The 21,314-nt window shown below is 42.6% G+C and carries 23 protein-coding genes and 2 tRNA genes; 12 read left to right on the top strand and 13 right to left on the bottom strand.

All coding sequences use genetic code 11. The annotated features are described in order from the left end of the window. Positions 1-339 precede the first annotated feature (339 nt). The 4 genes from DXD68_RS07855 to DXD68_RS07840 all read left to right on the top strand — a co-directional run bounded on the left by DXD68_RS07855 (position 340) and on the right by DXD68_RS07840 (position 3,189). Positions 340-780: a DoxX family protein gene (locus DXD68_RS07855; RefSeq protein ID WP_122361058.1), complete on the top strand. Its 441-nt coding sequence runs from the start codon at positions 340-342 to the stop codon at positions 778-780. Positions 781-869: 89 nt separating this feature from the next. Further along, positions 870-1,178 (top strand): hypothetical protein, encoded by a 309-nt coding sequence (locus DXD68_RS07850; RefSeq protein ID WP_147382983.1) that lies wholly within the window; start codon positions 870-872, stop codon positions 1,176-1,178. 56 nt (positions 1,179-1,234) lie between these two features. Further along, complete coding sequence (locus DXD68_RS07845) at positions 1,235-1,912, top strand: response regulator transcription factor (RefSeq protein WP_122361112.1); 678 nt, start codon at positions 1,235-1,237, stop codon at positions 1,910-1,912. Next, positions 1,912-3,189, top strand: a complete 1,278-nt coding sequence (locus DXD68_RS07840) for a sensor histidine kinase (protein WP_122361056.1) — start codon at positions 1,912-1,914, stop codon at positions 3,187-3,189. The genes DXD68_RS07845 and DXD68_RS07840 overlap by 1 nt, the downstream gene beginning before the upstream one ends. Before the next feature lie 120 nt (positions 3,190-3,309). Here the strand turns inward: DXD68_RS07840 and DXD68_RS07835 are convergent. Next, positions 3,310-3,387, bottom strand: a tRNA-Val gene (locus tag DXD68_RS07835). 237 nt (positions 3,388-3,624) lie between these two features. Between DXD68_RS07835 and purB the strand changes: the two genes are divergently transcribed. From purB to asnS, 3 genes are all read left to right on the top strand, one after another. Continuing rightward, the gene (gene purB / locus DXD68_RS07830) at positions 3,625-4,968 is read left to right on the top strand and encodes an adenylosuccinate lyase (protein ID WP_122361055.1); all 1,344 of its coding nucleotides are present in this window, start codon (positions 3,625-3,627) and stop codon (positions 4,966-4,968) included. 62 nt (positions 4,969-5,030) lie between these two features. Further along, complete coding sequence (locus DXD68_RS07825; protein WP_122361054.1) at positions 5,031-6,509, top strand: pseudouridine synthase; 1,479 nt, start codon at positions 5,031-5,033, stop codon at positions 6,507-6,509. Between the two features lie 67 nt (positions 6,510-6,576). Beyond that, the gene (asnS, locus tag DXD68_RS07820) at positions 6,577-7,983 is read left to right on the top strand and encodes an asparagine--tRNA ligase (RefSeq protein WP_122361053.1); all 1,407 of its coding nucleotides are present in this window, start codon (positions 6,577-6,579) and stop codon (positions 7,981-7,983) included. A gap of 82 nt (positions 7,984-8,065) precedes the next feature. Here the strand turns inward: asnS and DXD68_RS07815 are convergent, their stop codons facing one another. Continuing rightward, entirely contained in the window at positions 8,066-8,536 is a 471-nt protein-coding gene (locus DXD68_RS07815; RefSeq protein ID WP_122361052.1) for an Lrp/AsnC family transcriptional regulator, read from the bottom strand. A gap of 146 nt (positions 8,537-8,682) precedes the next feature. On the opposite strand from DXD68_RS07815, the gene DXD68_RS07810 reads away from it, so the two are divergent. Continuing rightward, the gene (locus DXD68_RS07810; RefSeq protein WP_122361051.1) at positions 8,683-9,240 is read left to right on the top strand and encodes a GNAT family N-acetyltransferase; all 558 of its coding nucleotides are present in this window, start codon (positions 8,683-8,685) and stop codon (positions 9,238-9,240) included. 63 nt (positions 9,241-9,303) lie between these two features. Here DXD68_RS07810 and DXD68_RS07805 read toward each other — a convergent pair whose 3' ends face one another. From DXD68_RS07805 to DXD68_RS07770, 8 genes are all read right to left on the bottom strand, one after another. Further along, positions 9,304-9,771 (bottom strand): ExbD/TolR family protein, encoded by a 468-nt coding sequence (locus DXD68_RS07805; RefSeq protein WP_122361050.1) that lies wholly within the window; start codon positions 9,769-9,771, stop codon positions 9,304-9,306. Positions 9,772-9,773: 2 nt separating this feature from the next. Further along, positions 9,774-10,364 (bottom strand): biopolymer transporter ExbD, encoded by a 591-nt coding sequence (locus DXD68_RS07800; RefSeq protein ID WP_122361049.1) that lies wholly within the window; start codon positions 10,362-10,364, stop codon positions 9,774-9,776. 38 nt (positions 10,365-10,402) lie between these two features. Then, on the bottom strand, positions 10,403-10,876 hold the full coding sequence (locus DXD68_RS07795; RefSeq protein WP_122361048.1) for a hypothetical protein: 474 nt from the start codon (positions 10,874-10,876) through the stop codon (positions 10,403-10,405). Positions 10,877-10,885: 9 nt separating this feature from the next. Continuing rightward, positions 10,886-11,632: a MotA/TolQ/ExbB proton channel family protein gene (locus DXD68_RS07790; protein WP_122361047.1), complete on the bottom strand. Its 747-nt coding sequence runs from the start codon at positions 11,630-11,632 to the stop codon at positions 10,886-10,888. Positions 11,633-11,713: 81 nt separating this feature from the next. Next, positions 11,714-11,801, bottom strand: a tRNA-Ser gene (locus tag DXD68_RS07785). Positions 11,802-11,951: 150 nt separating this feature from the next. Then, positions 11,952-12,737, bottom strand: coding sequence for a TatD family hydrolase (locus DXD68_RS07780; RefSeq protein ID WP_122361046.1), 786 nt, complete (start codon positions 12,735-12,737; stop codon positions 11,952-11,954). 3 nt (positions 12,738-12,740) lie between these two features. Beyond that, positions 12,741-13,715, bottom strand: coding sequence for a polyprenyl synthetase family protein (locus tag DXD68_RS07775; protein WP_122361045.1), 975 nt, complete (start codon positions 13,713-13,715; stop codon positions 12,741-12,743). An 82-nt stretch (positions 13,716-13,797) separates the two neighbouring features. Beyond that, complete coding sequence (locus tag DXD68_RS07770) at positions 13,798-14,487, bottom strand: energy transducer TonB (protein WP_122361044.1); 690 nt, start codon at positions 14,485-14,487, stop codon at positions 13,798-13,800. Positions 14,488-14,708: 221 nt separating this feature from the next. Here DXD68_RS07770 and porQ point away from each other — a divergent pair, with 221 nt between their 5' ends. The 4 genes from porQ to pfkA all read left to right on the top strand — a co-directional run bounded on the left by porQ (position 14,709) and on the right by pfkA (position 18,399). Continuing rightward, the gene (gene porQ / locus DXD68_RS07765) at positions 14,709-15,710 is read left to right on the top strand and encodes a type IX secretion system protein PorQ (protein ID WP_122361043.1); all 1,002 of its coding nucleotides are present in this window, start codon (positions 14,709-14,711) and stop codon (positions 15,708-15,710) included. Positions 15,711-15,731: 21 nt separating this feature from the next. Next, the gene (gene cmk, locus DXD68_RS07760) at positions 15,732-16,421 is read left to right on the top strand and encodes a (d)CMP kinase (RefSeq protein ID WP_122361042.1); all 690 of its coding nucleotides are present in this window, start codon (positions 15,732-15,734) and stop codon (positions 16,419-16,421) included. A 28-nt stretch (positions 16,422-16,449) separates the two neighbouring features. Continuing rightward, a complete protein-coding gene (locus tag DXD68_RS07755; RefSeq protein WP_122361041.1) occupies positions 16,450-17,322 on the top strand; it encodes a 4-hydroxy-3-methylbut-2-enyl diphosphate reductase in 873 nt (290 codons plus the stop codon). Between the two features lie 96 nt (positions 17,323-17,418). Beyond that, positions 17,419-18,399, top strand: a complete 981-nt coding sequence (pfkA, locus tag DXD68_RS07750; protein ID WP_122361040.1) for a 6-phosphofructokinase — start codon at positions 17,419-17,421, stop codon at positions 18,397-18,399. Positions 18,400-18,470: 71 nt separating this feature from the next. Here pfkA and meaB read toward each other — a convergent pair whose 3' ends face one another. The 3 genes from meaB to DXD68_RS07735 form a co-directional block, all read right to left on the bottom strand. Continuing rightward, positions 18,471-19,568: a methylmalonyl Co-A mutase-associated GTPase MeaB gene (meaB, locus tag DXD68_RS07745; protein WP_122361039.1), complete on the bottom strand. Its 1,098-nt coding sequence runs from the start codon at positions 19,566-19,568 to the stop codon at positions 18,471-18,473. A gap of 72 nt (positions 19,569-19,640) precedes the next feature. Then, positions 19,641-20,753: a DUF1573 domain-containing protein gene (locus tag DXD68_RS07740; protein ID WP_122361038.1), complete on the bottom strand. Its 1,113-nt coding sequence runs from the start codon at positions 20,751-20,753 to the stop codon at positions 19,641-19,643. A 29-nt stretch (positions 20,754-20,782) separates the two neighbouring features. After that, positions 20,783-21,160 carry a DUF1573 domain-containing protein gene (locus DXD68_RS07735; RefSeq protein WP_075556133.1) on the bottom strand — a complete coding sequence of 126 codons (378 nt, stop codon included), beginning with the start codon at positions 21,158-21,160 and terminating at the stop codon, positions 20,783-20,785. Positions 21,161-21,314 lie beyond the last annotated feature (154 nt).

The following is a 21,314-nucleotide window of genomic DNA, read 5'->3' as shown; positions in this document are numbered from 1 at the left end:
AAAATCCGATATGCAAGAGCAGATACGGATGACTTGTATGAACTATTTGAAAAGATTGCTATAGAATAAAGATTTTAAAAGTTTAGATTTCCGAAAAGCAACGGGAGAGTAATGGTTGATAGGCTGTTGAATGTTTGGGATTGAGAATCATCGTATACATCTAAATACTCGTTGCTTTTTGCTGTTTTTGCTGTCATACGTATCGTTCAATTGGGTGAGTTGGGTAACTTCTGTATTATCGTCGGTAGTGGATGTCTTAGGATGTAAGGGGTAATGAACATTTTTTTATTTCCTTTGTTTTATATATAAGTTATTAATCTTATGTAAAAACTGAATAATATGTTGGCGATATACAGATTTTTATTTCCGTCTAAGCCGGACGGTACAGCTATTTCACTGTTGTTATTGGCATTGCGTATCCTTTTCGGAGGATTGTTGTTATCTCATGGTATCCAGAAATGGACTAACTATACCGAGATGTCTGCCGTTTTTCCCGATCCGCTGGGTGTAGGTAGCCAGGTTTCGTTAGGGCTTGCTATTTTTGGTGAGTTGGCTTGTTCAATAGGTTTTATTTTTGGTGCATTGTATCGATTGGCTATGATCCCGATGATCTTTACCATGTGTATGGCATTCTTCGTTATTCACGGCAATGATGCGTTTGCGGTGAAAGAGTTGGCTTTTATTTATCTGGTTGTATTTATATTAATGTATATTACCGGGCCGGGCAAATATTCGATAGACCGCTTGATCTCGATACCATTGTCGAAAAAAAGAAGATAAACAACCGGCTTCTGCCTGTTATTTTATCCTGCAAATACAGAATTACTACAGAATCCCCCTATATATTTGAGGTATAAATTTAGGAGGATATGAGAAAGTTGATATTTTTTATGCTGGTAATGTTTAGCTTGAACGGGATCAGCGAAGCGAGTGTGAGTAGGATAGATTATCGGTATGAACATGCCGGAAAGTATCGTAAAGGGAATATTTCGCCCAAGGAGCTACCGAAAGCTATAGTGAAGTATCTGGAAAAGAATTATCCGGATTATACGATCCTTCTTTCCAAGAGGAAGAACAATGGTAATTATTTTCTGAAGATCCGCTTTGACGGAGATGGGCATCATCCCTATTATAGAAGTTTGGTATTTGATAGCGAAGGACGTGTTATTAAGAAGTAGCTTTTTTTTAATTATTATTGAGTAACTTTGTTCTTGGAATCAAAGTGAAAGGCGTTATGAATCTGTTAATTATAGAAGATGAAGTCGATTTGCTGGAGTCTGTCAGAGACTTTCTGTTGTCGGAAGCATTTACGGTAGAGTGCGTGACTTCTTTTCAAACGGCGGAAGAGAAAATAGAGATGTATGACTATGACTGTGTCGTTGTAGACATAAACCTGCCGGGTGGGAGCGGACTGGATATTATTCGTACATTGAAAAGGAAGAATAAGGATGCGGGTATTATTGTTATCTCCGCCAGAAATTCTTTGGATGATAAACTGACAGGTCTGGATATTGGTGCAGATGATTATCTTACCAAGCCTTTCCATCTTTCGGAACTGAATGCACGTATTAAATCCATTATACGCCGTCGCGGATTAAAGGGAACGAATATTAGAAGATTTAACGAGTTGACCATCGAATTCGATAATCGCCGGCTTTATGTGAACGGACTGGAGGTCGTATTGACCCGTAAAGAGTACGACCTGTTGCTTTATTTTATAATGAATGAAGATAAAGTACTGAGTAAGGAGGATATAGCCGAACATTTGTGGGGAGATAATATGAGTCTGTCTGCCGATTCGTTCAGCTTTATTTATAATCATATCAAGAATCTCCGGAAGAAACTGATGGATAATGGGAGCGGCGATTACATCAAGTCGGTGTATGGTATCGGATATAAATTTTCAGAGTGATGAGCCTGATTAAATTGATACGGAAATATCTTTTTATATCCATCCTGGTCGTTCTTTTGATAGGGAGTGTTTCCCATTATCTGATCTTTCGCTTTTTTATTCATTATTCGAGTGACCAGATGTTGAAGGATCAAAAGGCAAAGATCGAGAATTACATTGCTCAAAATGATACGTTACCTTTAGCTTCTACCTTGGTATTGAAACCTGCCAGAATAGAAGTTGAAGCTATTGAGGCGTCTGGCTTATTTCCGGATGAAATGTACAGGGATACCGTTATGTATAGCGAGGATACCGGAACTTTCACTCCGTACCGCCAGTTGTTTTTTACTGTTTCTTATAAAGACGAGCGTCACTTGATCACAATCAATCAGCCGACAGTCATTTCGAATGATTTGTTTTACGCTATTGTCACTTCTCTTTTATTGTTATTTGCCTTGTTTGTCTTGTTTACTTATGTAATTGAATATCTTCTGAAAAAGAATGTATGGTCTCCTTTGAATTATAACCTTCAGAAGTTACATGAATATGATTTGAAGGCGAATGCGGTATTGCTGTTGGAGAATCCGGGTATCAAAGAATTAGATGAAATGAACGAAGTGATTTTGCGTATGGTCGATAAGATCAATGCCGACTACGAAAACTCTCGTCTTTTTACGGAGGATGCCTCCCATGAGATGCAGACCCCTTTATCCATCATCAAATCGAAGATGGACTTGCTGATGCAGAGCCCTCTGTTGATGCAGGATAAGGATAATGAAAATTCCGTCAGGGCTATCTCAAGAGCTGTTTCCCGTCTGTCTCGGCTGAACAAGTCTTTGCTTCTGATCACCCGGATCAATAATAACCAATATGCGGAAAAGGAAAATATTCGCCTGGATGAATTATTGGCTGTGTATTTGAATGACCTCGACGAACTGTTTGAAGCCAAACAACTTATGGTTGAAACATCTGTGTCTCAATGCCTTTTGCTTATGAATTCAAATTTGGCGGAAATATTGCTGTCTAACCTGCTTAGTAATGCAATCCGGCATAATTTGCCTCAGGGCCGGATCGATCTGTTCCTGGATAATTCCCGGTTGGTTATCAGCAACACATGTAGAGGCGGATTGAGAAATGAGGCAAATTTGTTTAACCGGATCACTTTTCATAATAAGTCTGAAGAATCGTTGGGCTTGGGCTTGAATATCGTAAAATCAATCTGTGATAAAAACGAATTCCATGTTCAGTACGATTATCCGGAGGATGAGCTATTCAGGATAACGATCGTTTTTAGCTGATTGGCACTACTGTTTCTCAGATGGTGAAGGAGACTGCTGGTTTAAAATCAGTGGTCCTTTTTGAATATGTGATTATAGAAAGAAAAGTCCGTTAATCATTCGACTAACGGACTTTTCTTTTGGTGGGCGTTGACGGATTCGAACCGCCGACCCTCTGCTTGTAAGGCAGATGCTCTGAACCAGCTGAGCTAAACGCCCTTTCATTACTTCAGTAAGTTTTGTACGCCTTATCTCTCTAAAGCGCTGCAAAGATACGGCTTTTTTTATTACCTCCAAATGTTTCGATGAAAAAGTTGAAAAAAAATTCATTACTACCATTTAATCTGAAGAAATGTAGTAACTTTGCAACTCTATATTATTAATGTATATATGTATTCGATATCGTTGGCATATCGCCCGGACACTCAGGGATATAGGTGTATAAACTAAATGAGTATGGTATTTTCAACACTAACTGCCATATCGCCCGTAGATGGACGATATAGAAATAAAGCCGAAAACCTGGCGGCTTACTTCTCAGAGTATGCACTTATTAAATACAGGGTGCGAGTAGAAATAGAGTATTTTATTACTCTTGCTGAATATCTTCCACAGTTAAATAGCCTGGCTACAGTGGAGAATAAAGAAGCGTTGCGTAAAATTTATCAGGAATTCAGTCTGGAAGACGCAACCCGTATCAAGGAGATCGAGAGCGTAACGAACCATGATGTAAAGGCTGTTGAATATTTTATCAAAGAGAAATTCGACTTGCTGAACTTACAGGACTATAAAGAATTTATTCATTTCGGATTGACTTCACAGGATATCAATAATACTTCTGTACCCTTGTCTATCAAGGATGCTTTAGATGAAGTGTATTATCCGGGTATTCAGGAAGTGATCGATATGTTGAAGAAGTATGCCGAAGATTGGAGTAATGTTTCCATGTTGGCAAAGACACACGGACAGCCGGCTTCTCCCACCCGTCTGGGAAAAGAGATTATGGTGTTTGTTTATCGTCTTGAACAGCAGGTAGCTTTGTTGAAAGCAATCCCTGTTTCTGCCAAGTTTGGTGGTGCAACCGGTAATTTCAATGCACATCATGTCGCTTATCCGCAATATGACTGGAAAGCATTCGGTAATAAGTTTGTGAATGAAGTGCTGGGACTGAGCCGTGAGGAATGGACTACACAGATTTCGAACTATGATAATCTGGCAGCTATTTTCGACGGTTTGAAACGTGTCAATACAGTGTTGATCGACCTGAATCGTGACTTCTGGCAGTATATCTCTATGGAATACTTCAAACAGAAGATCAAAGCGGGTGAAGTCGGTTCATCGGCAATGCCTCACAAGGTGAACCCGATCGATTTTGAAAATGCAGAAGGTAACCTGGGCATGGCGAATGCTATCCTGACGCACCTGGCTACGAAGTTGCCGATCTCCCGTCTGCAGAGAGATTTGACAGACTCTACCGTGTTGCGTAACGTGGGTGTGCCTTTGGCTCATATCGAAATCGCATTCAAAAGCTTAACAAAAGGGCTGGGTAAACTGTTATTAAATGAGAACGCTCTGTACCGGGATCTGGATAATTGCTGGGCTGTCGTAGCTGAAGGTATTCAGACCATTTTGCGTCGTGAAGGTTATCCGAAGCCTTACGAAGCCTTGAAAGCCTTAACCCGGACAAATGAGGGAATCACTGAGAAATCAATCAGTGACTTTATTGAAACGCTGCAGGTTAGTGATGCAGTAAAAGCAGAATTAAAGGCGATTACGCCTCATAATTATACAGGTATTTAGTGTGAAAATAAGCGTGTAGCCGTGAGGTTACCAATTAGTTAATTATTTATTAATTTACAACAATGAGCACAGAAGAAAGAGAAGAATCTCAACCGCGTCCTAGAAAGGTGATACCAAGTATCAGACGGGAAAACACAGATCAGGAAGGTGAAAGAAGACCTTACAATCAAGGTTACAGCAGACCTGAGGGAAACAACTATGAACGGAGACCATATAACCGCCCAAGCCGGGATGACCGCGGTGGTTATAATTCTTATGGGGATAACCGCTCATCTTACGGAGACCGTCCGAGTCGTCCTCGGACGTATGACAACCGTGAAGGTGGCGGTTATAACAGCAGACCTTCTTACAACAACCGCGACAACAATCGGGGTGGTTACAGCAACAACCGTGAAGGCGGATACAACCGTCCTTCTTATGGTAACAATCGCCCCTCTTATGGTAACAATGATCGTTCTTATGGAAACAACGATCGTTCGTATGGTGGCGGCGGCGGTTTCAACCGTCCTTCTCGTCCTAACTATGACGAAAGACCGGGCAGAGCCTATTCCGCTTCTCCGGAAGGAGATGCAACCGGCGACGGTATGAAGAAAAGAAGACCTAGAGTAGGTGATACTCGTGTCAACTCTTACGACTCTCGCGATAATCGCGGTGGCGGCAGACCTTCATACGGTAACAATAATCGCGGTGGCGGATATGGAAACAATGGCGGTGGATACGGAAACAGACGTCCGCAACAACGTCGTACAAACGATTACAACCCGAATGCCAAGTACAACTTCCAGAAACAGTTGAAGTATAAGGAAGTATTGGCTGACCCTAACGAACCGATCCGTCTGAACAAGTTCTTGTCTAATGCTGGAGTTTGTTCACGTCGTGAAGCAGATGAATTTATCACAGCTGGTGCTGTAAAAGTAAATGATGTAGTAGTTACTGAACTGGGTACAAAGATCACCCGTCAGGATAAGGTAGAATTCAACGATAAACCGGTACAGATCGAAAGCAAGGTGTATATCGTATTGAACAAACCTAAAAACTGTGTGACTACGTCGGATGATCCTCAGGAACGTCTTACCGTTATGGATCTGGTGAAGAATGCTTGCCAGGAACGTATCTATCCGGTAGGTCGTCTGGACCGTAACACAACCGGTGTATTGCTTCTTACTAATGATGGCGACTTGGCTTCAAAGCTGACTCACCCGTCATTCAAGAAAAAGAAGATTTATCACGTTTGGTTGGATAAGAACGTTTCTATCGAAGACATGGAAAAGATTGCTAACGGACTGGAACTGGAAGACGGTGAAATCCATGCAGATGCAATCAGCTATGCCAGCGAAGACGACAAGAGTCAGGTGGGTATCGAAATCCACTCGGGACGTAACCGTATCGTACGTCGTATCTTTGAATCGCTGGGATATCATGTAACGAAGCTGGATCGTGTATATTTTGCCGGATTGACTAAAAAGATGCTCGGACGTGGAAAATGGCGTTATCTGAACGAACGTGAGGTGAACGCGCTTCGAATGGGTGCTTTTGAATAATACGAAGATTAGCCGGTAGTCAATACCGGCTATCTTGTTTTGATTATCTAAGAATAAACATATAAACATGGAAACAATTACTAGAACAAAAATTGTAGATGTACTGAAAAGCGAGGCTTACGGTACGACCGTTAACGTGAAGGGGTGGGTTCGTACCCGTCGTGGTAGTAAACAGGTTAGCTTTATTGCGCTGAATGACGGTTCTACAATAAATAATGTTCAGATCGTTGTGGATGTGGAAAAATTGGGTGAAGAGTTCCTTAAACCGATTACTACCGGCGCTTGTATCAGTGTGAACGGTGAATTGGTCAAATCACAGGGACAGGGTCAGAATGTGGAGATACAGGCTGCTGAAATTCAGATTTACGGTACTGCTGATCCCGCTACTTATCCGCTGCAGAAGAAAGGTCACTCGCTTGAGTTCCTTCGTGAAATAGCGCACCTGCGTCCGCGTACCAATACGTTTGGTGCTGTGTTCCGCATTCGCCACAATATGGCGATCGCTATTCATAAGTTCTTTCATGAAAGAGGTTTCTTCTATTTCCATACACCGATCATTACAGCTTCAGACTGCGAAGGTGCCGGACAGATGTTCCAGGTAACGACGATGAATCTGTATGATTTGAAGAAAGACGAGAACGGTTCTATCATTTACGAGGATGATTTCTTCGGAAAGCAGGCTAGCTTGACGGTTTCCGGTCAGCTGGAAGGCGAATTGGCTGCCATGTCTTTGGGAGCGATTTACACTTTCGGACCGACATTCCGTGCAGAAAACTCCAATACTCCACGCCACCTGGCAGAGTTCTGGATGATCGAGCCGGAAGTAGCATTTAATGAGATTGCGGAAAACATGCAGCTGGCTGAAGACTTTATCAAGTATTGTGTGCAGTGGGCTTTGGATAACTGTATGGAAGATATCCAGTTCCTGAACAATATGTTTGATAAGGAATTGATCGAACGCCTGCAATTCGTCTTGAAACATGACTTTATCCGTCTGCCTTATACGGAAGGGGTCAAGATCCTGGAAGATGCTGTGGCTAAAGGACATAAGTTTGAATTTCCGATCTATTGGGGAGCAGACCTTGCTTCAGAGCATGAACGTTATTTGGTGGAAGAACATTTCAAATGTCCGGTTATCCTGACTGATTATCCGAAAGAGATCAAGTCTTTCTATATGAAGCAGAATGAGGATGGAAAGACAGTTCGTGCCATGGATGTATTGTTCCCGAAGATCGGTGAGATTATCGGCGGATCACAGCGTGAGGAAGATTACGAAAAACTGTCGAGACGTGCAAAAGAAATGGGTGTACCTGAAAAAGATATCTGGTGGTATCTGGATACCCGTCGTTTCGGTACAGCACCTCATTCCGGCTTTGGTCTGGGATTTGAACGTCTGTTATTGTTTGTAACAGGTATGACAAATATCCGTGACGTGATTCCTTTCCCGAGAACTCCGAATAATGCAGATTTCTAAAAAGGTATTCCTCCGGTGATTACCGGAGACTTTGAGAACTAAAAAAGGCTTTAGAAATTTCTAAAGCCTTTTTTAGTTCTATTTATTCGTCATCCAGATCGATTGGTATCTGTCTTTTAAAAGCCTCCTTGAAAGAGATCAGGGATTCTGTTCGGGCCAGCCCTAATGGCTGTAATTTATTATGGATAATATTCAGCAGATGCTGGTTGTTCTTTGCGTATATTTTAATGAACAGATCGTACTGCCCGGTCGTATAGTGGCATTCTACAACTTCCGGGATTTGCTTCAATGCTTCTGTCACGGAAGGAAATTGTCCCGGAGATTTCAGGAATAATCCCATATAAGCACAGGTTTCATAACCAACTTTCGTATTATCCACGATAAATTCTGATCCTTTGATAACACCAAGGTTGGTAAGTTTTTGTATTCTCTGATGTATAGCGGCTCCTGATACATTGCATTCTCTGGCTACTTCTAGGAAGGGCATGCGGGCATTGCCTATAATTAGCTTTAATATTTTTTCATCCAATTCATCCAGTTGATGGTGTGCCATAATTTCTGTATATTTGTATTTCTGTTATTCTGTATGATTACATTTAAATACAAATATAGGTAAACTATAATAATTAGACGAAATAATTTGCTCAATTATTTTATTTCGTAAGTTTTCTTTTATTAATCAATCAATTTTATAAGAGTATGAGTTCAAGTACGGTAATCGAATGCAGGCCGGTTAAAGATTTTTCCGATCCTTTGTTGGATAAAGTAGAAAAAACATATAATGATTCTTTTCCGGAGGCTGAGCGACGGGCGTTTTCCCTGGTGAGAGAGTTGGTCAAAGATGAATCGCGTTTTAGCGTTTACGCGCTGTTTAAAGATAAGGAATATGCCGGCTTCATTACAGCCTGGCGTTTTGTCGGCTTTTCCTATGTGGAGCATTTTGCTATTGAGGCTTCCGCCCGTAATGGAGGTACAGGAGGAAAGGCTATGAGGCAGTTTATGGCGCTTTGTGACACTCCGATTGTCTTGGAAGTAGAAATACCCACCGAAGAGATGAGTATGCGTAGAATAGGCTTCTATGAGCGCTTGGGGTATGTGCTGGACGATCATGTTTATTTCCAGCCTCCGTATCGTCCGGGAGAACCCTTGTTGGAAATGCGGTTAATGACCTATGGTGAGCTCGATCTGAAACAGTCTTTTGAGGAAGTGAAGAACAACCTTTACCGATATGTATACGGCGTTAATGAATGCCGGTAGAATTTACTCCAATAAAAAAGGCAGAACTAAAAGTCCTGCCTTTTTTATTTATTATTGAATTAATTAGTCAACACGCTGTCTTGCAGAGTAGCTAATCTTCAATGCGTATGCTTCACGAAGAGCCTGTTTTACGTCTGTGATAACACCCATCTTAGTCTCTTTATCTGCTTTGATGGATACAGTCATAAACGGCTGATCTTCCTCTTTCATACTTGACTTCTCTTGTGCGATGTAAGTTTCGATTTCGCTTACTTCTGCGAACTGATCGTTCAACTGCAAGCGGGTTTCAGAACCCATCTTAGCTCTCAATTCCTGAGTTGGTTTACCTACGTAAATGAATGTTACTAATGATTTCTTTTCCAACTTTTGAAGCTCAGTAGCCTGAGGAGCCTGGAAAACAACTTTTAAAGTAACTTCACGCATAGTTGTTACCATCATGATGAAGAACAGGAAGGCAAACACCAAGTCAGGTAATGATGAAGTATTTAATTCGGGCATTTCTCTACCGCCCGCTTTACTAAATTTTCCCATTATTATTTACCTCCATAATTTTTAGGTTCTGCTTCTGATATCTTTTGCGGATAAATCATCTGCACAGCCTTTTGTTGATCTTCCTCCAGGTCAGCGAAAGCTTTACCGAATTTCTTTTTAGAAACCTCATCTCTCAGTTCGTTGTAGGCTTTTGCCAATTCGTTCTGAACATCGATGTAAGCCTGGTATTCAGTGCCGCGGTCGTTCTGCAGAGAGATAACGTGGTTTTTAGTTACCATCTGTTTTCCGAAATACGGTACGTCTACTTCAACCTTTTCAGGTTTGTGCTCATCGTTATAAGGATTCTCAATGAATTCTCTAACCTTGTCTTTCAGTTGCTTAATATCAATGAATTCATTATTACAGAGAATTTGGTTGTTACTGTTGATCAGTACGACCAGGATATTTCTCTTTTTGATATCCATTTCTTCATTTTTCTTCTGGTCTTTGGGTACAGGAGGCGGCAAACGTCTTGCCAAACCTTTATCTGTGTCCATTGAAGTAGTAATAAGGAAGAAGATAAGCAACATGAAAGCAATATCGGCTGAAGAAGTCGCATTCATTGCGGGCACTTTTCTCTTTTTTCTTCCCATATCGCTTGAATTGTTTTATATCGTTATTCTTATTACTATTATCTATTAAGCATTCTTTTTACAGAACCAGCTGCTACAGCGATGATGATCAAAACCATCAAAACAATTGTGGAGTTAATCCACATATCTGTAATCTTCAACCAGAACGGAATGTTGTAAGCCTGTGAATCTGCATTCAATCCTGTTAAAGGAGTTGCGTCACCCATTGAATAAGTGATGAACAGCACTGCTGCAAATAAGACAACAACGATCAAAGATGCCAATGCTGATTTCGGACTGGTTTTCAATAATGATGTAAACTGCCAAAGCGCAAATATCACGGTACTGATAATTGTGACAAAGAACAGTATAGATGTCCAGTTGAGCAATAAGCCAGTATAAATAGGCTCTTTCATTTCAACAGAAGGGTCTACAACACCTCCTGCGTAGAACATACCCAATACGACAATACTGATAATAGAAGAGATCAGTAATGTCCAGCTGGATATTTTTCTTATTTTAGTAACTGCCATAAGTCTTAATTATTTTTTGAATTTAAGGTTGTATTTGATAACCATGTCGATCAAAGTAATAGAAGCGTCTTCCATCTGGTTCAGGATAGCTTCCAGTTTGCTCAACAAATAGTTATAGAATACCTGAAGGATCAAAGCTACAACAAGACCACCTACTGTTGTGATCAAAGCCACTTTCATACCACCGGCAACAACCGTCGGGCTGATATCACCAACCTGTTCGATTTTGTCGAACGCCATAACCATACCAACTACAGTACCCAAGAATCCTAATGACGGAGCCATAGCGATAAACAATGTGATCCATGACATGTTCTTTTCCAAAAGACCACCCTGTACACCACCGTAAGAAACGATTGATTTTTCAACAACGTCGATACCCTGGTCAATTCTCATCAAGCCTTGGTAAGCGATAGAAGCGATAGGACCTCTTGTATCACGAGCGATAGCTTTTGCACCTTCTACGTCGCCTTTATCAAGGGCGTCTTCGATACCTTTTAATAATTTGCTGGCGTTAGTTTCAGCTAAGTTCAGATAAATAATTCTTTCAAGGCAGAAAGCCAAACCGAAAATCAAAGCGATAGCAACCAAACTCATGAAGTCTGCACCACCTTCGATGAACTTAACTTTCAAAGCCTGGTACATACCACCTTCAACAACTTGTTCAGCTCCGGCTGCAGCGTCCTGCGCGAATGCTACGGTAGAGATTCCAAGGGCACATAAACCCATGAATGTTTTTGCAAAATACTTTTTCATTGTGTGTTTAATTTTTAAGATTAATAATTCTCTTATTTGTTTTTATTTTTGTTGTTAATAAATTCCTCCATGGTATTTATGCGGAGAGAGCGGGATTCGAACCCGCGATACACTTTAGGCGTATACACGCTTTCCAGGCGTGCCTCTTCAACCACTCGAGCATCTCTCCAATTTTCAGCCTTTGTCTCCTCTAAAACGAGCGCAAAATACGAAAAAAATCCCATATCCAAACGTTTCAGTGCACAAATCTAAAGTTTTTGCTTGACATATACACAATATCTGACGGAATAAATTTAGCATCTGACCTGAAAATTTAAAACTAAGCCTTTTTATTGGGAATTTTAAATAAATCCAATGCGTTTTTTCTTGTAATTTGTACGGTTTCATCAAGGCTAAGGCCGAATGTGTCCGCTACCTTCTCTGCCGTTTTCCATATATATACGGGTTCATTTCTTCTTCCCCTGTAAGGAACCGGAGCGAGGTAAGGAGCGTCCGTTTCCAATACAATATTATAGATATTACTCTCCTTGATGGTGTCCGAAAGTTTGGAATTTTTAAATGTAACGACTCCGTTAATACCGAGTTTAAACCCGGACAGTTTTTTTATTTCCTCCAGTTCATCTGTGGTACCGGCAAAACTGTGGAAAACACCTTTCAGTTTGTCCGGACCGACTTTGTGAATGCTGTCTAACACTTCTGCATAAGCCTCCCGGGTATGAATGGCTACCGGCAAATCCAGGTCGATACTCCACTTCAACTGTTCTTCAAAAACAATTTTCTGTTCTTTCAGATAGGTTTTGTCCCAATACAAGTCAATTCCTATTTCTCCGATTCCGCAGTAAAAACGTTTTCCCAGCCAGGATTCTGTTATTTTGAGATTCTCGCTATAATGTTCATCCACACTGGTCGGGTGTAATCCCATCATGGGGTAGGCGAAATCCGGAAAACGATCGCTTAAATCGTGCATCCGTTTGATGGTGGAAATGTCTACGTTGGGAAGCAGGATCGTGTCGATCCCTGATTCCCGGGCAATATCAGCCAAAGCCTCCTGTTCCGGATCAAATTCTTCCAAATACAGATGGTTATGCGTATCTATGAGTTTCATCTTTTAAGATTGGCGGTACATTAAACGGTTACTTACATCTTTCAGAATGGTCAATTTCTCCGGAGCTACACTTAGTTTGGATAGATGATCCATTGCCTTATCATAATATCCCTGCATTTTAGCCGTCGTGATCTCTTTCAGATGTAATTCATTATATATGTTAGTGAATACTTCTATTTTCTCTGTGGGGGTAAATTGGGTTTTATCGATCCAGCTTGTAAGGATTGTTTTTTGTTCCGGTGAAGCCAGTTCGAATGCGTGTATCAATAAGAATGTTTTTTTGTTGCAGGTGATGTCACCTCCTATGTTTTTACCGAATGTAGCGGTATCTCCGTAAACGTCCAGCAAGTCATCCTGTAGCTGGAATGCCAGTCCGATGTTTATACCGAAATCGTACAGGTTGTCGGCATCTTCTTTGGATGCGCCACCTATGATTGCTCCGATTTTCAGGCTGCAAGCGAGTAAGACGGCTGTTTTCAACCGGATCATTTCAATGTATTCGGGTTCGGTTACGTCTGTCCGCAATTCAAATTCCATGTCATATTGCTGTCCTCCGCATATTTCAAGGGCAGTATCGGTGAACAGGTCGAATACCTCTTTCAGGCAATCCGGCTCTGTTTTTCCTATTAACTGGTAAGCTGCGATCAGCATGGCATCTCCGGAAAGGATCGCCGTATTATCGTTCCATACTTTATGGACGGTCGGTTTGTTTCTTCTTTTGTCGGCCTTATCCATGAGGTCGTCGTGAAGCAATGTGAAGTTATGGAACACTTCAATACCTAATGCCGGGTTGATGACATTGTCTATATTTTCTTTGTACAGGTTGCAGGCCATTAAAGCGAGTGCCGGACGGATCCTTTTTCCTCCCAACGATAGAATATATTCAATCGGGTCGTATAAACTTTTAGGGGGATAGTCAAAACTCAGTTGGGATATTTCTCTTTCTACTTTTTGAAGGATCTCGTTGAAGGATAACATATAAATATTGAATTAGGGATAAGACGAAATAAAAAAGGCTGCAAATCTACAGCAGCCTTTTTTAGTATGTTTAAAAAGATAATTATTGCAATCTGAAAGTAACAGGTACGGTATATTTTACACGTACTGGTTTACCTCTCTGCTTACCAGGAGACCATTTCGGCATGGTGTTGATCACACGGAGAGCTTCTTTATCCAAAGAAGGGTCTACACCACGGATCACTTCTGCGTCAACGATTGAACCGTCTTTGTTAACAACGAATGAACAAGTAACACGACCTTGGATACCGTTTTCCTGTGCAATAACCGGATATTTAATGGATTTGGCAAGGAACTGCAATAAAGCACCCTGTCCACCCGGGAATTCCGGCATTGTTTCTACAACGGTAAAGATCTGTTGAGCAGATTCTTCTTCTTCTTCAACGACTGCAGGAGCTACATAGGCTTCTACCTGTGCAGAACTCTGGTCGTCCTCAGATGAGATGATATCTACCTGGTCCAGTTCCACGTCATCGTCCACGATGTTCAGCTGTTCTACAGTAGCTGGCGCTGGTGGAGGAGGTGGAGGAGGAGGCGTGTCCTCCGGTCTTGTAATTTCAATTTCTTCTTCTGCGATGATATCAGCCACGCCTTCGCTTTTGACGATCTGGACATCACGGGTTCCCCATTCGAACCCAACGAACAAAACGGCCAAACCAACAACCATACCCATCAGGATACCGAGTGTTTTGCCCTTTTCCAAGTCCGCTTTCGGTGATTTCTTAACTTCCATACTTCTATAATTGTTTAAAGATGTGTTTTCCTTTGCTGCAAAAATACAAATTATTTTATATCACAAGATAAAAAGGCGAAAATACTTCTATATTTTCACTTTTTTTTGAACCAAAATAAAAATAACGGTGTTTATATACCTTTTTTCGGTTTTTTCCGTTTCTCTTTATGGAATATGTTATAACTGCATTTTATCTTTGTACGCATTTTGTTTAAGAAAATATGAGACATACATTAATTATATTGCTCTTTTCATTCGTTTTACAATCGGTCGCGGCACAATCCGGAGATCAGGTATTTGAATTTTTAACTTTACCTTCTTCTGCCCGGGCGAATGCCTTGGGAGGACATACCGTATCACTGGTAGAACGGGATCCGTCCCTTATCTTTCACAATCCGGCTCTGCTCGGCGGAGAAATGGACGGAATGATCAATCTGGATTATATGAATTATATAGCGGATGTCAATGTGGGGAGCGCTTTGTTTACGAAAGCTTTCCGCGAACGTGGTGCCTGGGGAGCGGGGGTGCATTATTTCCATAACGGGAAATTCAAGGGAATGGATGAACACAACCGGCCTACCGGCGATTTTACAGCAAACGATATCGCTCTGAATGGATTCTTTTCATACGACCTGTCCGAACGTTGGCGAGGTGGGGTTTCCATGAAGTTCCTGTATTCAAACTATGACATCTACACATCATTGGGACTCTGTTTTGATGCCGGATTAAGTTATTATAATTCGGAAAAGGAGTTTTCTTTCGGTGTTGTTCTGAAAAATATCGGAGCCCAGTTGAAGCCTTATTACGAAGATCGTCAGAAAATGCCGTGGGACATTCAGATGGGTATTACCAAAAAGATGAATCATGCCCCTCTGCGGCTGTCCCTGACAGCCATGTATCTGAACCGGTGGAAATTCGATTATATAGATAATGCCGATCCTGATTACAAAGGCGATAATTTTGCGAAAGCATTGTTTAAACACCTGGTGATCGGTATCGATTATATCCCCAGTGAAAACTTCTGGATCGGTGTCGGTTTCAATCCGAAAACGAAGATGGACATGAAACTGCAGGGAGGCGGAAACGGTCTGTCCGGATTTTCAGCAGGAGCCGGTGTGAAGATAAAAATGTTTGATGTCGGTGTCTCATTTGCTAAATACCATCCGTCAGCCATGTCGATGATGGTAAGCGTTTCGACAACACTCGCCGATTTTAAACCTTAGGAAAATAAATAAAATGTAAGCATGAAAAAGATAGTAATTGCGATAGATGGTGTTTCTTCTACAGGGAAAAGTACCATGGCAAAAGATTTGGCGAAAGAAATAGGTTATACTTATATCGATACCGGTGCCATGTACCGTGCCGTAACCTTGTATTGCATCCAGCATAATTTGTTCAAAGGCGATCAGATCGATGAAGAGAAGCTTCAGGCATCGATGGATGATATCCATATTTCTCTCCGTTTTAATCCGGAGACCGGTCGTCCGGATACTTATCTGAACGGTGTGAAGGTTGAAAAGGAAATCCGGGGAATGGAAGTCGCCAAATGGGTAAGTCCGGTAGCCACTCTCGGGTTTGTTCGTCGTGCACTGGTTGCCATGCAGCAGGAAATGGGGAAAGAAAAAGGGATTATCATGGATGGTCGGGATATCGGTACGGTTGTCTTTCCGGATGCCGAACTGAAGATTTACGTAACGGCCAGTCCGGAAGTACGTGCACAACGCCGTTTGGATGAACTGAAGGCGAAAGGCGAAGCGGCATCTTTTGAGGAGGTGCTCGATAATGTCAAGACACGCGACCATATCGATTCTACCCGCAAGGAAAGTCCGTTGCGCCAGGCGGATGATGCCGTTGTGCTGGATAACTCGCACATGACTATCGCTGAACAAAAAGCATGGCTTCTTGTTCAATATAATAAAGCTGCTGCCGAATAACAGGGCAGAGATCAATTAGTTTTTAGGAATGATTGAAGTCGAAATAGATAAAGGTTCCGGATTCTGTTTTGGAGTCGTCACAGCCATCGAAAGTGCTGAACGTGAGTTGGACAATACGGATATATTGTATTGCTTGGGTGACATTGTGCACAACAGTCTGGAAGTGGAACGTCTTCAGGTACAGGGATTGCGTACCATCGATCATGAAGAATTTTCCACACTGAAAGGAAAGAAAGTCCTGCTCCGTGCACACGGCGAACCTCCCTCTACCTACGAGATTGCCAAACAGAATGACATAACGATTGTCGATGCAACCTGTCCGGTTGTACTCCAATTGCAGAAGAGGATACATAAATGCTATCAGGAAACGCGTGAACATCATACGCAGTTGGTGATATACGGTAAAAAAGGACATGCGGAAGTGAACGGTCTGGTCGGACAGACGGAAGGGACCGCCATCGTGATCGAGAAGACGGAAGACCTGGACCGTCTGGATTTCGGACGTGATATCTGCCTCTTTTCCCAGACAACGAAATCGTTGGACGGATTCCGAAAGATCGTGGAAGAGATACAGAAGCGGAAAGCGGAAGACACCCGCTTTGAATATTACGACACGATCTGTCGTCAGGTAGCCAATCGTTTGCCGAATATAAAAGCCTTTGCATCCAGCCATGACTGGGTTTATTTTGTAGCGGGCAAAAAGAGTTCGAACGGAAAGATGCTGCTGGAAGAATGCCGGAAAGCGAATCCCAATACCATTTTCATTTCAGAGGTGAAAGAGATCACCGAACCGCTTCCCGCCGGTGTCCGCCGTGTAGGGGTTTGCGGGGCTACGTCCACTCCGAAATGGCTGATGGAAGAGGTCGCAGTCCGTATCCGGGAGTTGAATGCAGACCGTTGATCAAACGGTTAAGATTTCATGAAGTTTAAGTGAAAATGGAAGATTGTTGGCAAATAATTACTATTTTTGCCACGAATAATTTAAAATAAAGACGGTATGTCTACAATTAAATGTATTGGTATTTTAACGTCCGGAGGTGATGCTCCCGGGATGAACGCTGCCATCCGTGCAGTGACGCGTTCCGCTATTTATAACGGGATGAGAGTAAAAGGTATTTTCCGAGGATACAGAGGATTGATTACAGGTGAGATTGAGGAGTTCAAGACACAAAATGTAAGTAACATCATCCAGCGTGGCGGAACAATATTGAAAACGGCCCGTTGTATGGAGTTCAAAACTCCCGAAGGCCGTAAGCAGGCATATGACAAGTTAATGGAGGAAGGTATTGATGCGTTGATCGCCATCGGTGGTGACGGGACATTGACCGGTGCACGTATTTTTGCACAGGAATTTAATTATCCGATCGTCGGAGTTCCGGGTACAATCGATAATGACCTGTATGGTACAGATATAACGATCGGCTATGATACTGCATTGAATACAATCATGGAGTGCGTGGATAAGATCCGCGACACTGCCACTTCTCACGATCGTCTTTTCTTTATCGAAGTGATGGGACGCGATGCCGGTTTCCTGGCATTGAACGGTGCGATCGCTTCCGGTGCGGAAGCTGCCATTATTCCGGAAATATCCATGGAGAAAGACCAGTTGGCTGAAATGATCGAGAACGGTTTCCGTAAATCAAAGAACAGTAGTATCGTATTGGTTGCAGAAAGTGAAGTAACAGGTGGAGCAATGGGAGTTGCCGAACGTGTGAAAACTGAATACCCTCAATTCGATGTACGTGTGTCTATCCTGGGGCACTTGCAGCGTGGTGGTTCTCCTACGGCTCAGGATCGTATCCTGGCAACCCGTATGGGCGTTGGTGCGGTCGATGCTTTGCTGGATGACCAGCGTAATGTGATGATGGGGATACAGAATGACCAGATTGTATATGTTCCGTTCTCAAAAGCTATTAAGAATGACAAACCGATCAACCGTGATTTGCTGAATACACTGCGTGTGTCTTCTATCTGATCCGGTACTGAAGATAAAAAGAAAGCCCGTCGAATCAAACGATTCGACGGGCTTTCTTTTTATCTTTTGCGTTATTTCTTCGATAAGTTTTCGAGGAACAGATCCATCATCCTCTTGGCGGCAACGAATGAGCTGATTTCGTTGTTCAGCACCTGCTGCTCTGTATGGAGCAGCATGCTTTCAACTGCCGGATTATGATAGAATGTTTCCCGCAATGTATCGTTGATACTTTCATACATCCAGTACTTAGCCTGTTCATTCCGTTTGAAATTGAAATAACCGTTCTTTTTCGTGAACTCCATATATTCACCGACCATGTCCCAGATTTCCTTGATACCCAGGTTGTAGTAACCCGAATAGGTCAGCACTTTAGGAAACCATCCCGAATCTGCGGGTGGGAAGAGATGCAGTGCATTTTTGAACTGGGCGGCAGCCAGCTTGGCTTTATCGATGTTGTCTCCATCGGCCTTGTTGATAATAATACCGTCTGCCATTTCCATGATACCTCGCTTGATGCCTTGCAGTTCGTCGCCTGTTCCGGCCAGCTGGATAAGCAGGAAGAAATCGACCATGGAATGAACGGCCGTTTCGCTTTGTCCGACACCGACTGTTTCAACGAATACGGTATCGAATCCGGCTGCTTCACACAAGACGATCGTTTCGCGAGTCTTACGTGCCACGCCACCCAATGATCCTGCGGATGGGGAAGGGCGGATAAATGCATTCTTCTCGCGCGACAAAGCCTCCATGCGGGTCTTGTCTCCCAGGATGCTTCCTTTGGAACGTTCGCTGCTCGGGTCGATGGCCAGTACCGCCAGTTTGCGTCCTTCTTTGATCAGGTGCATGCCGAAAGCATCTATAGAGGTGCTTTTCCCGGCTCCGGGAACGCCGGTAATGCCGATGCGGACTGATTTACCCGCATGAGGAAGACATTTTTCAATGATCTCCTGTGCCAGCTGCTGATGTTCGTATTTTGCACTCTCGACCAGCGTAACTGCCTGGCTGAGGATGGTTATATTTCCTTTCAGTATCCCTTCGACAAACTCGGAAGGGGTATATTCTTTGCGTTGAAGTCTCTTTTTGAGGTAGGGGTTTACAGTCGGTACGTCGGCTACTCCCTTGTTTACCTTTAATCCTCTGTAAAGATCGTCGTTTTCGGGATGTTCCATAATTTAATTGATAATTGACAATTGACAATTAAGGGGCAACAACAATATTTCATTGTCAATTGTCCATTGATTTTACTTTTCTGCTGTTACCTTTATGAGGCGAACAGGACCGTTCGGGTCGTTACATACAATATTTACCAGTGCTTCCAGCTTCGTCTTTATTTCTCTCGGACGAACTGATATTTTGAATATAGCCGTTGTTCCCGGCTTCAATTCTTTTTTCCCTCCTGAAATATCGATCCGTTCATCATCGCAGGTGAAACTGTGTATGATAAGCGGTGACTTTCCGGTGTTGGTCACCTCTACAGTGCCGGTCACTTTCCCTCCGATCAACGGTATAAAGCTTCCTTTCTCCGGCAGCTTGCCGAAGTCGAGCAATGTTCCTGACAACTGGGCTACCGGGGCCTGCGCCTTATCAGCAGCAGTCAGTTTGCCGAAGTTATCGATGATATTGGCGGCTACGTGTACCTTTCCGGTTACTTCTTTTTGACCGATACTTTCGATCGTCAAAGGTATTTCTGTCGTAACCCTACCTTTTCTTTTTGCCGCTTTCGCGTCCAGCAACAAAGTGATTTCACCTACTTCGTCCGGAGCCAGTTGGGTCGGGCGCACTTCTACGGTCAGGTAGTGAGGCACTTTACCCTGGTGTATCGTCAGCGTTGTCTTTCCTTCATTTTTGACACTGATCTTTTCTCCCAGTGTATCGTCGGGGCGGACACTGCTGTACAGCACCGTTTTAGTCTGCATCTTCAGGTCACCTATCGAGTAGGGGAAAATCTGAAGCGGTATAAGCGGTTTCGGTGTTACGTTTCCTTTGATAGCCAGCGTATAGCTGCCTTTTTTACCATTGCTGAATATTGAGATCGTTTTGTAGAACGGGCCAGGACGTCCTTTGGGATTATAGGTCACTTTTACGTTTCCGGTCTTTCCCGGGGCGATGGGTTCTTTTGTCCATTCCGGTTGCGTGCAGCCACAAGAAGCAGTGATACGAGTGATGACCAGCGGACCGTCTCCCGTATTTTTAATAACAAAAGTATGACTGGCCAATCCATCCGCTTCGGCGATAGTACCGAAGTTATAGGTCAGTTCGTCTGCACTTATCTGAGCTCCGTTCTGTGCCGCTATATTAGCTGTTATCAGGAATAGGCAGCATAGAATAAAGCCCAGTCTTTTCATATTCAGCATTCTTTGTTTTTAGTTTAGCTTGTTGTAAATTAAATTACCTCTCCCCGTATGGTCAGGATGTAACTTCCGGTTTTACCGTTGCTGTAAACTGAAATTGTTTTGGAGAACGGTCCGGGACGTCCTTTCGGATCGTATGTTATTTTAATATCTCCGGTCTGACCGGGTGCGATCGGTTCTTTTGTCCATTCGGGGGTTGTACATCCGCAGGAAGCGATTACGCGGGTGATTACCAGCGGAGCTTCGCCTGTATTTTTAACTACAAATGTAGTGGATACCTTTCCATCGGCTTCTTTAATTTGTGCAAAGTCGTGAGAAGTTTGTTCAGCAGAAATAACTGCTTTTTTCTGAGCAGAAGCCATTCCTGTAGCAAGCAGGATTGCCATAAAAATAAAAATAATCTGTTTCATTTTACTTTTTATTTAGCTATTGTTTATTTTACAAAGATACATATTTGAATTGAGAATTGAGAATTGAGAATTGAAAATTACGCTCAGGTTGATACGATTATCCGCTGGTGGTACTGATATTCAGTCTCTCATTTTCAATTCTCAATTTTCCATA

It is taken from the genome of Parabacteroides sp. TM07-1AC (assembly GCF_003480915.1).
GTDB classification, from domain to species: domain Bacteria; phylum Bacteroidota; class Bacteroidia; order Bacteroidales; family Tannerellaceae; genus Parabacteroides; species Parabacteroides chongii.
Note: the sequence above shows the minus strand (reverse complement) of the source record. Positions and strands in the feature narration are given on the sequence as shown.

Excerpts from the sequence above, each read along its gene's own strand:
- pfkA (WP_122361040.1), top strand. The coding sequence starts at position 17,419 with ATGTCTACAATTAAATGTATTGGTATTTTAACGTCCGGAGGTGATGCT.
- purB (WP_122361055.1), top strand. The coding sequence starts at position 3,625 with ATGGTATTTTCAACACTAACTGCCATATCGCCCGTAGATGGACGATAT.
- DXD68_RS07790 (WP_122361047.1), bottom strand. The coding sequence starts at position 11,632 with ATGAAAAAGTATTTTGCAAAAACATTCATGGGTTTATGTGCCCTTGGA.
- DXD68_RS07855 (WP_122361058.1), top strand. The coding sequence starts at position 340 with ATGTTGGCGATATACAGATTTTTATTTCCGTCTAAGCCGGACGGTACA.
- DXD68_RS07740 (WP_122361038.1), bottom strand. The coding sequence starts at position 20,753 with ATGCTGAATATGAAAAGACTGGGCTTTATTCTATGCTGCCTATTCCTG.
- DXD68_RS07800 (WP_122361049.1), bottom strand. The coding sequence starts at position 10,364 with ATGGGAAGAAAAAAGAGAAAAGTGCCCGCAATGAATGCGACTTCTTCA.
- DXD68_RS07805 (WP_122361050.1), bottom strand. The coding sequence starts at position 9,771 with ATGGGAAAATTTAGTAAAGCGGGCGGTAGAGAAATGCCCGAATTAAAT.
- DXD68_RS07780 (WP_122361046.1), bottom strand. The coding sequence starts at position 12,737 with ATGAAACTCATAGATACGCATAACCATCTGTATTTGGAAGAATTTGAT.
- DXD68_RS07795 (WP_122361048.1), bottom strand. The coding sequence starts at position 10,876 with ATGGCAGTTACTAAAATAAGAAAAATATCCAGCTGGACATTACTGATC.
- DXD68_RS07840 (WP_122361056.1), top strand. The coding sequence starts at position 1,912 with ATGAGCCTGATTAAATTGATACGGAAATATCTTTTTATATCCATCCTG.
- DXD68_RS07845 (WP_122361112.1), top strand. The coding sequence starts at position 1,235 with ATGAATCTGTTAATTATAGAAGATGAAGTCGATTTGCTGGAGTCTGTC.
- DXD68_RS07770 (WP_122361044.1), bottom strand. The coding sequence starts at position 14,487 with ATGGAAGTTAAGAAATCACCGAAAGCGGACTTGGAAAAGGGCAAAACA.
- DXD68_RS07735 (WP_075556133.1), bottom strand. The coding sequence starts at position 21,160 with ATGAAACAGATTATTTTTATTTTTATGGCAATCCTGCTTGCTACAGGA.
- porQ (WP_122361043.1), top strand. The coding sequence starts at position 14,709 with ATGAGACATACATTAATTATATTGCTCTTTTCATTCGTTTTACAATCG.
- DXD68_RS07775 (WP_122361045.1), bottom strand. The coding sequence starts at position 13,715 with ATGTTATCCTTCAACGAGATCCTTCAAAAAGTAGAAAGAGAAATATCC.
- DXD68_RS07755 (WP_122361041.1), top strand. The coding sequence starts at position 16,450 with ATGATTGAAGTCGAAATAGATAAAGGTTCCGGATTCTGTTTTGGAGTC.
- meaB (WP_122361039.1), bottom strand. The coding sequence starts at position 19,568 with ATGGAACATCCCGAAAACGACGATCTTTACAGAGGATTAAAGGTAAAC.
- DXD68_RS07815 (WP_122361052.1), bottom strand. The coding sequence starts at position 8,536 with ATGGCACACCATCAACTGGATGAATTGGATGAAAAAATATTAAAGCTA.
- cmk (WP_122361042.1), top strand. The coding sequence starts at position 15,732 with ATGAAAAAGATAGTAATTGCGATAGATGGTGTTTCTTCTACAGGGAAA.
- DXD68_RS07825 (WP_122361054.1), top strand. The coding sequence starts at position 5,031 with ATGAGCACAGAAGAAAGAGAAGAATCTCAACCGCGTCCTAGAAAGGTG.
- DXD68_RS07810 (WP_122361051.1), top strand. The coding sequence starts at position 8,683 with ATGAGTTCAAGTACGGTAATCGAATGCAGGCCGGTTAAAGATTTTTCC.
- asnS (WP_122361053.1), top strand. The coding sequence starts at position 6,577 with ATGGAAACAATTACTAGAACAAAAATTGTAGATGTACTGAAAAGCGAG.
- DXD68_RS07850 (WP_147382983.1), top strand. The coding sequence starts at position 870 with ATGAGAAAGTTGATATTTTTTATGCTGGTAATGTTTAGCTTGAACGGG.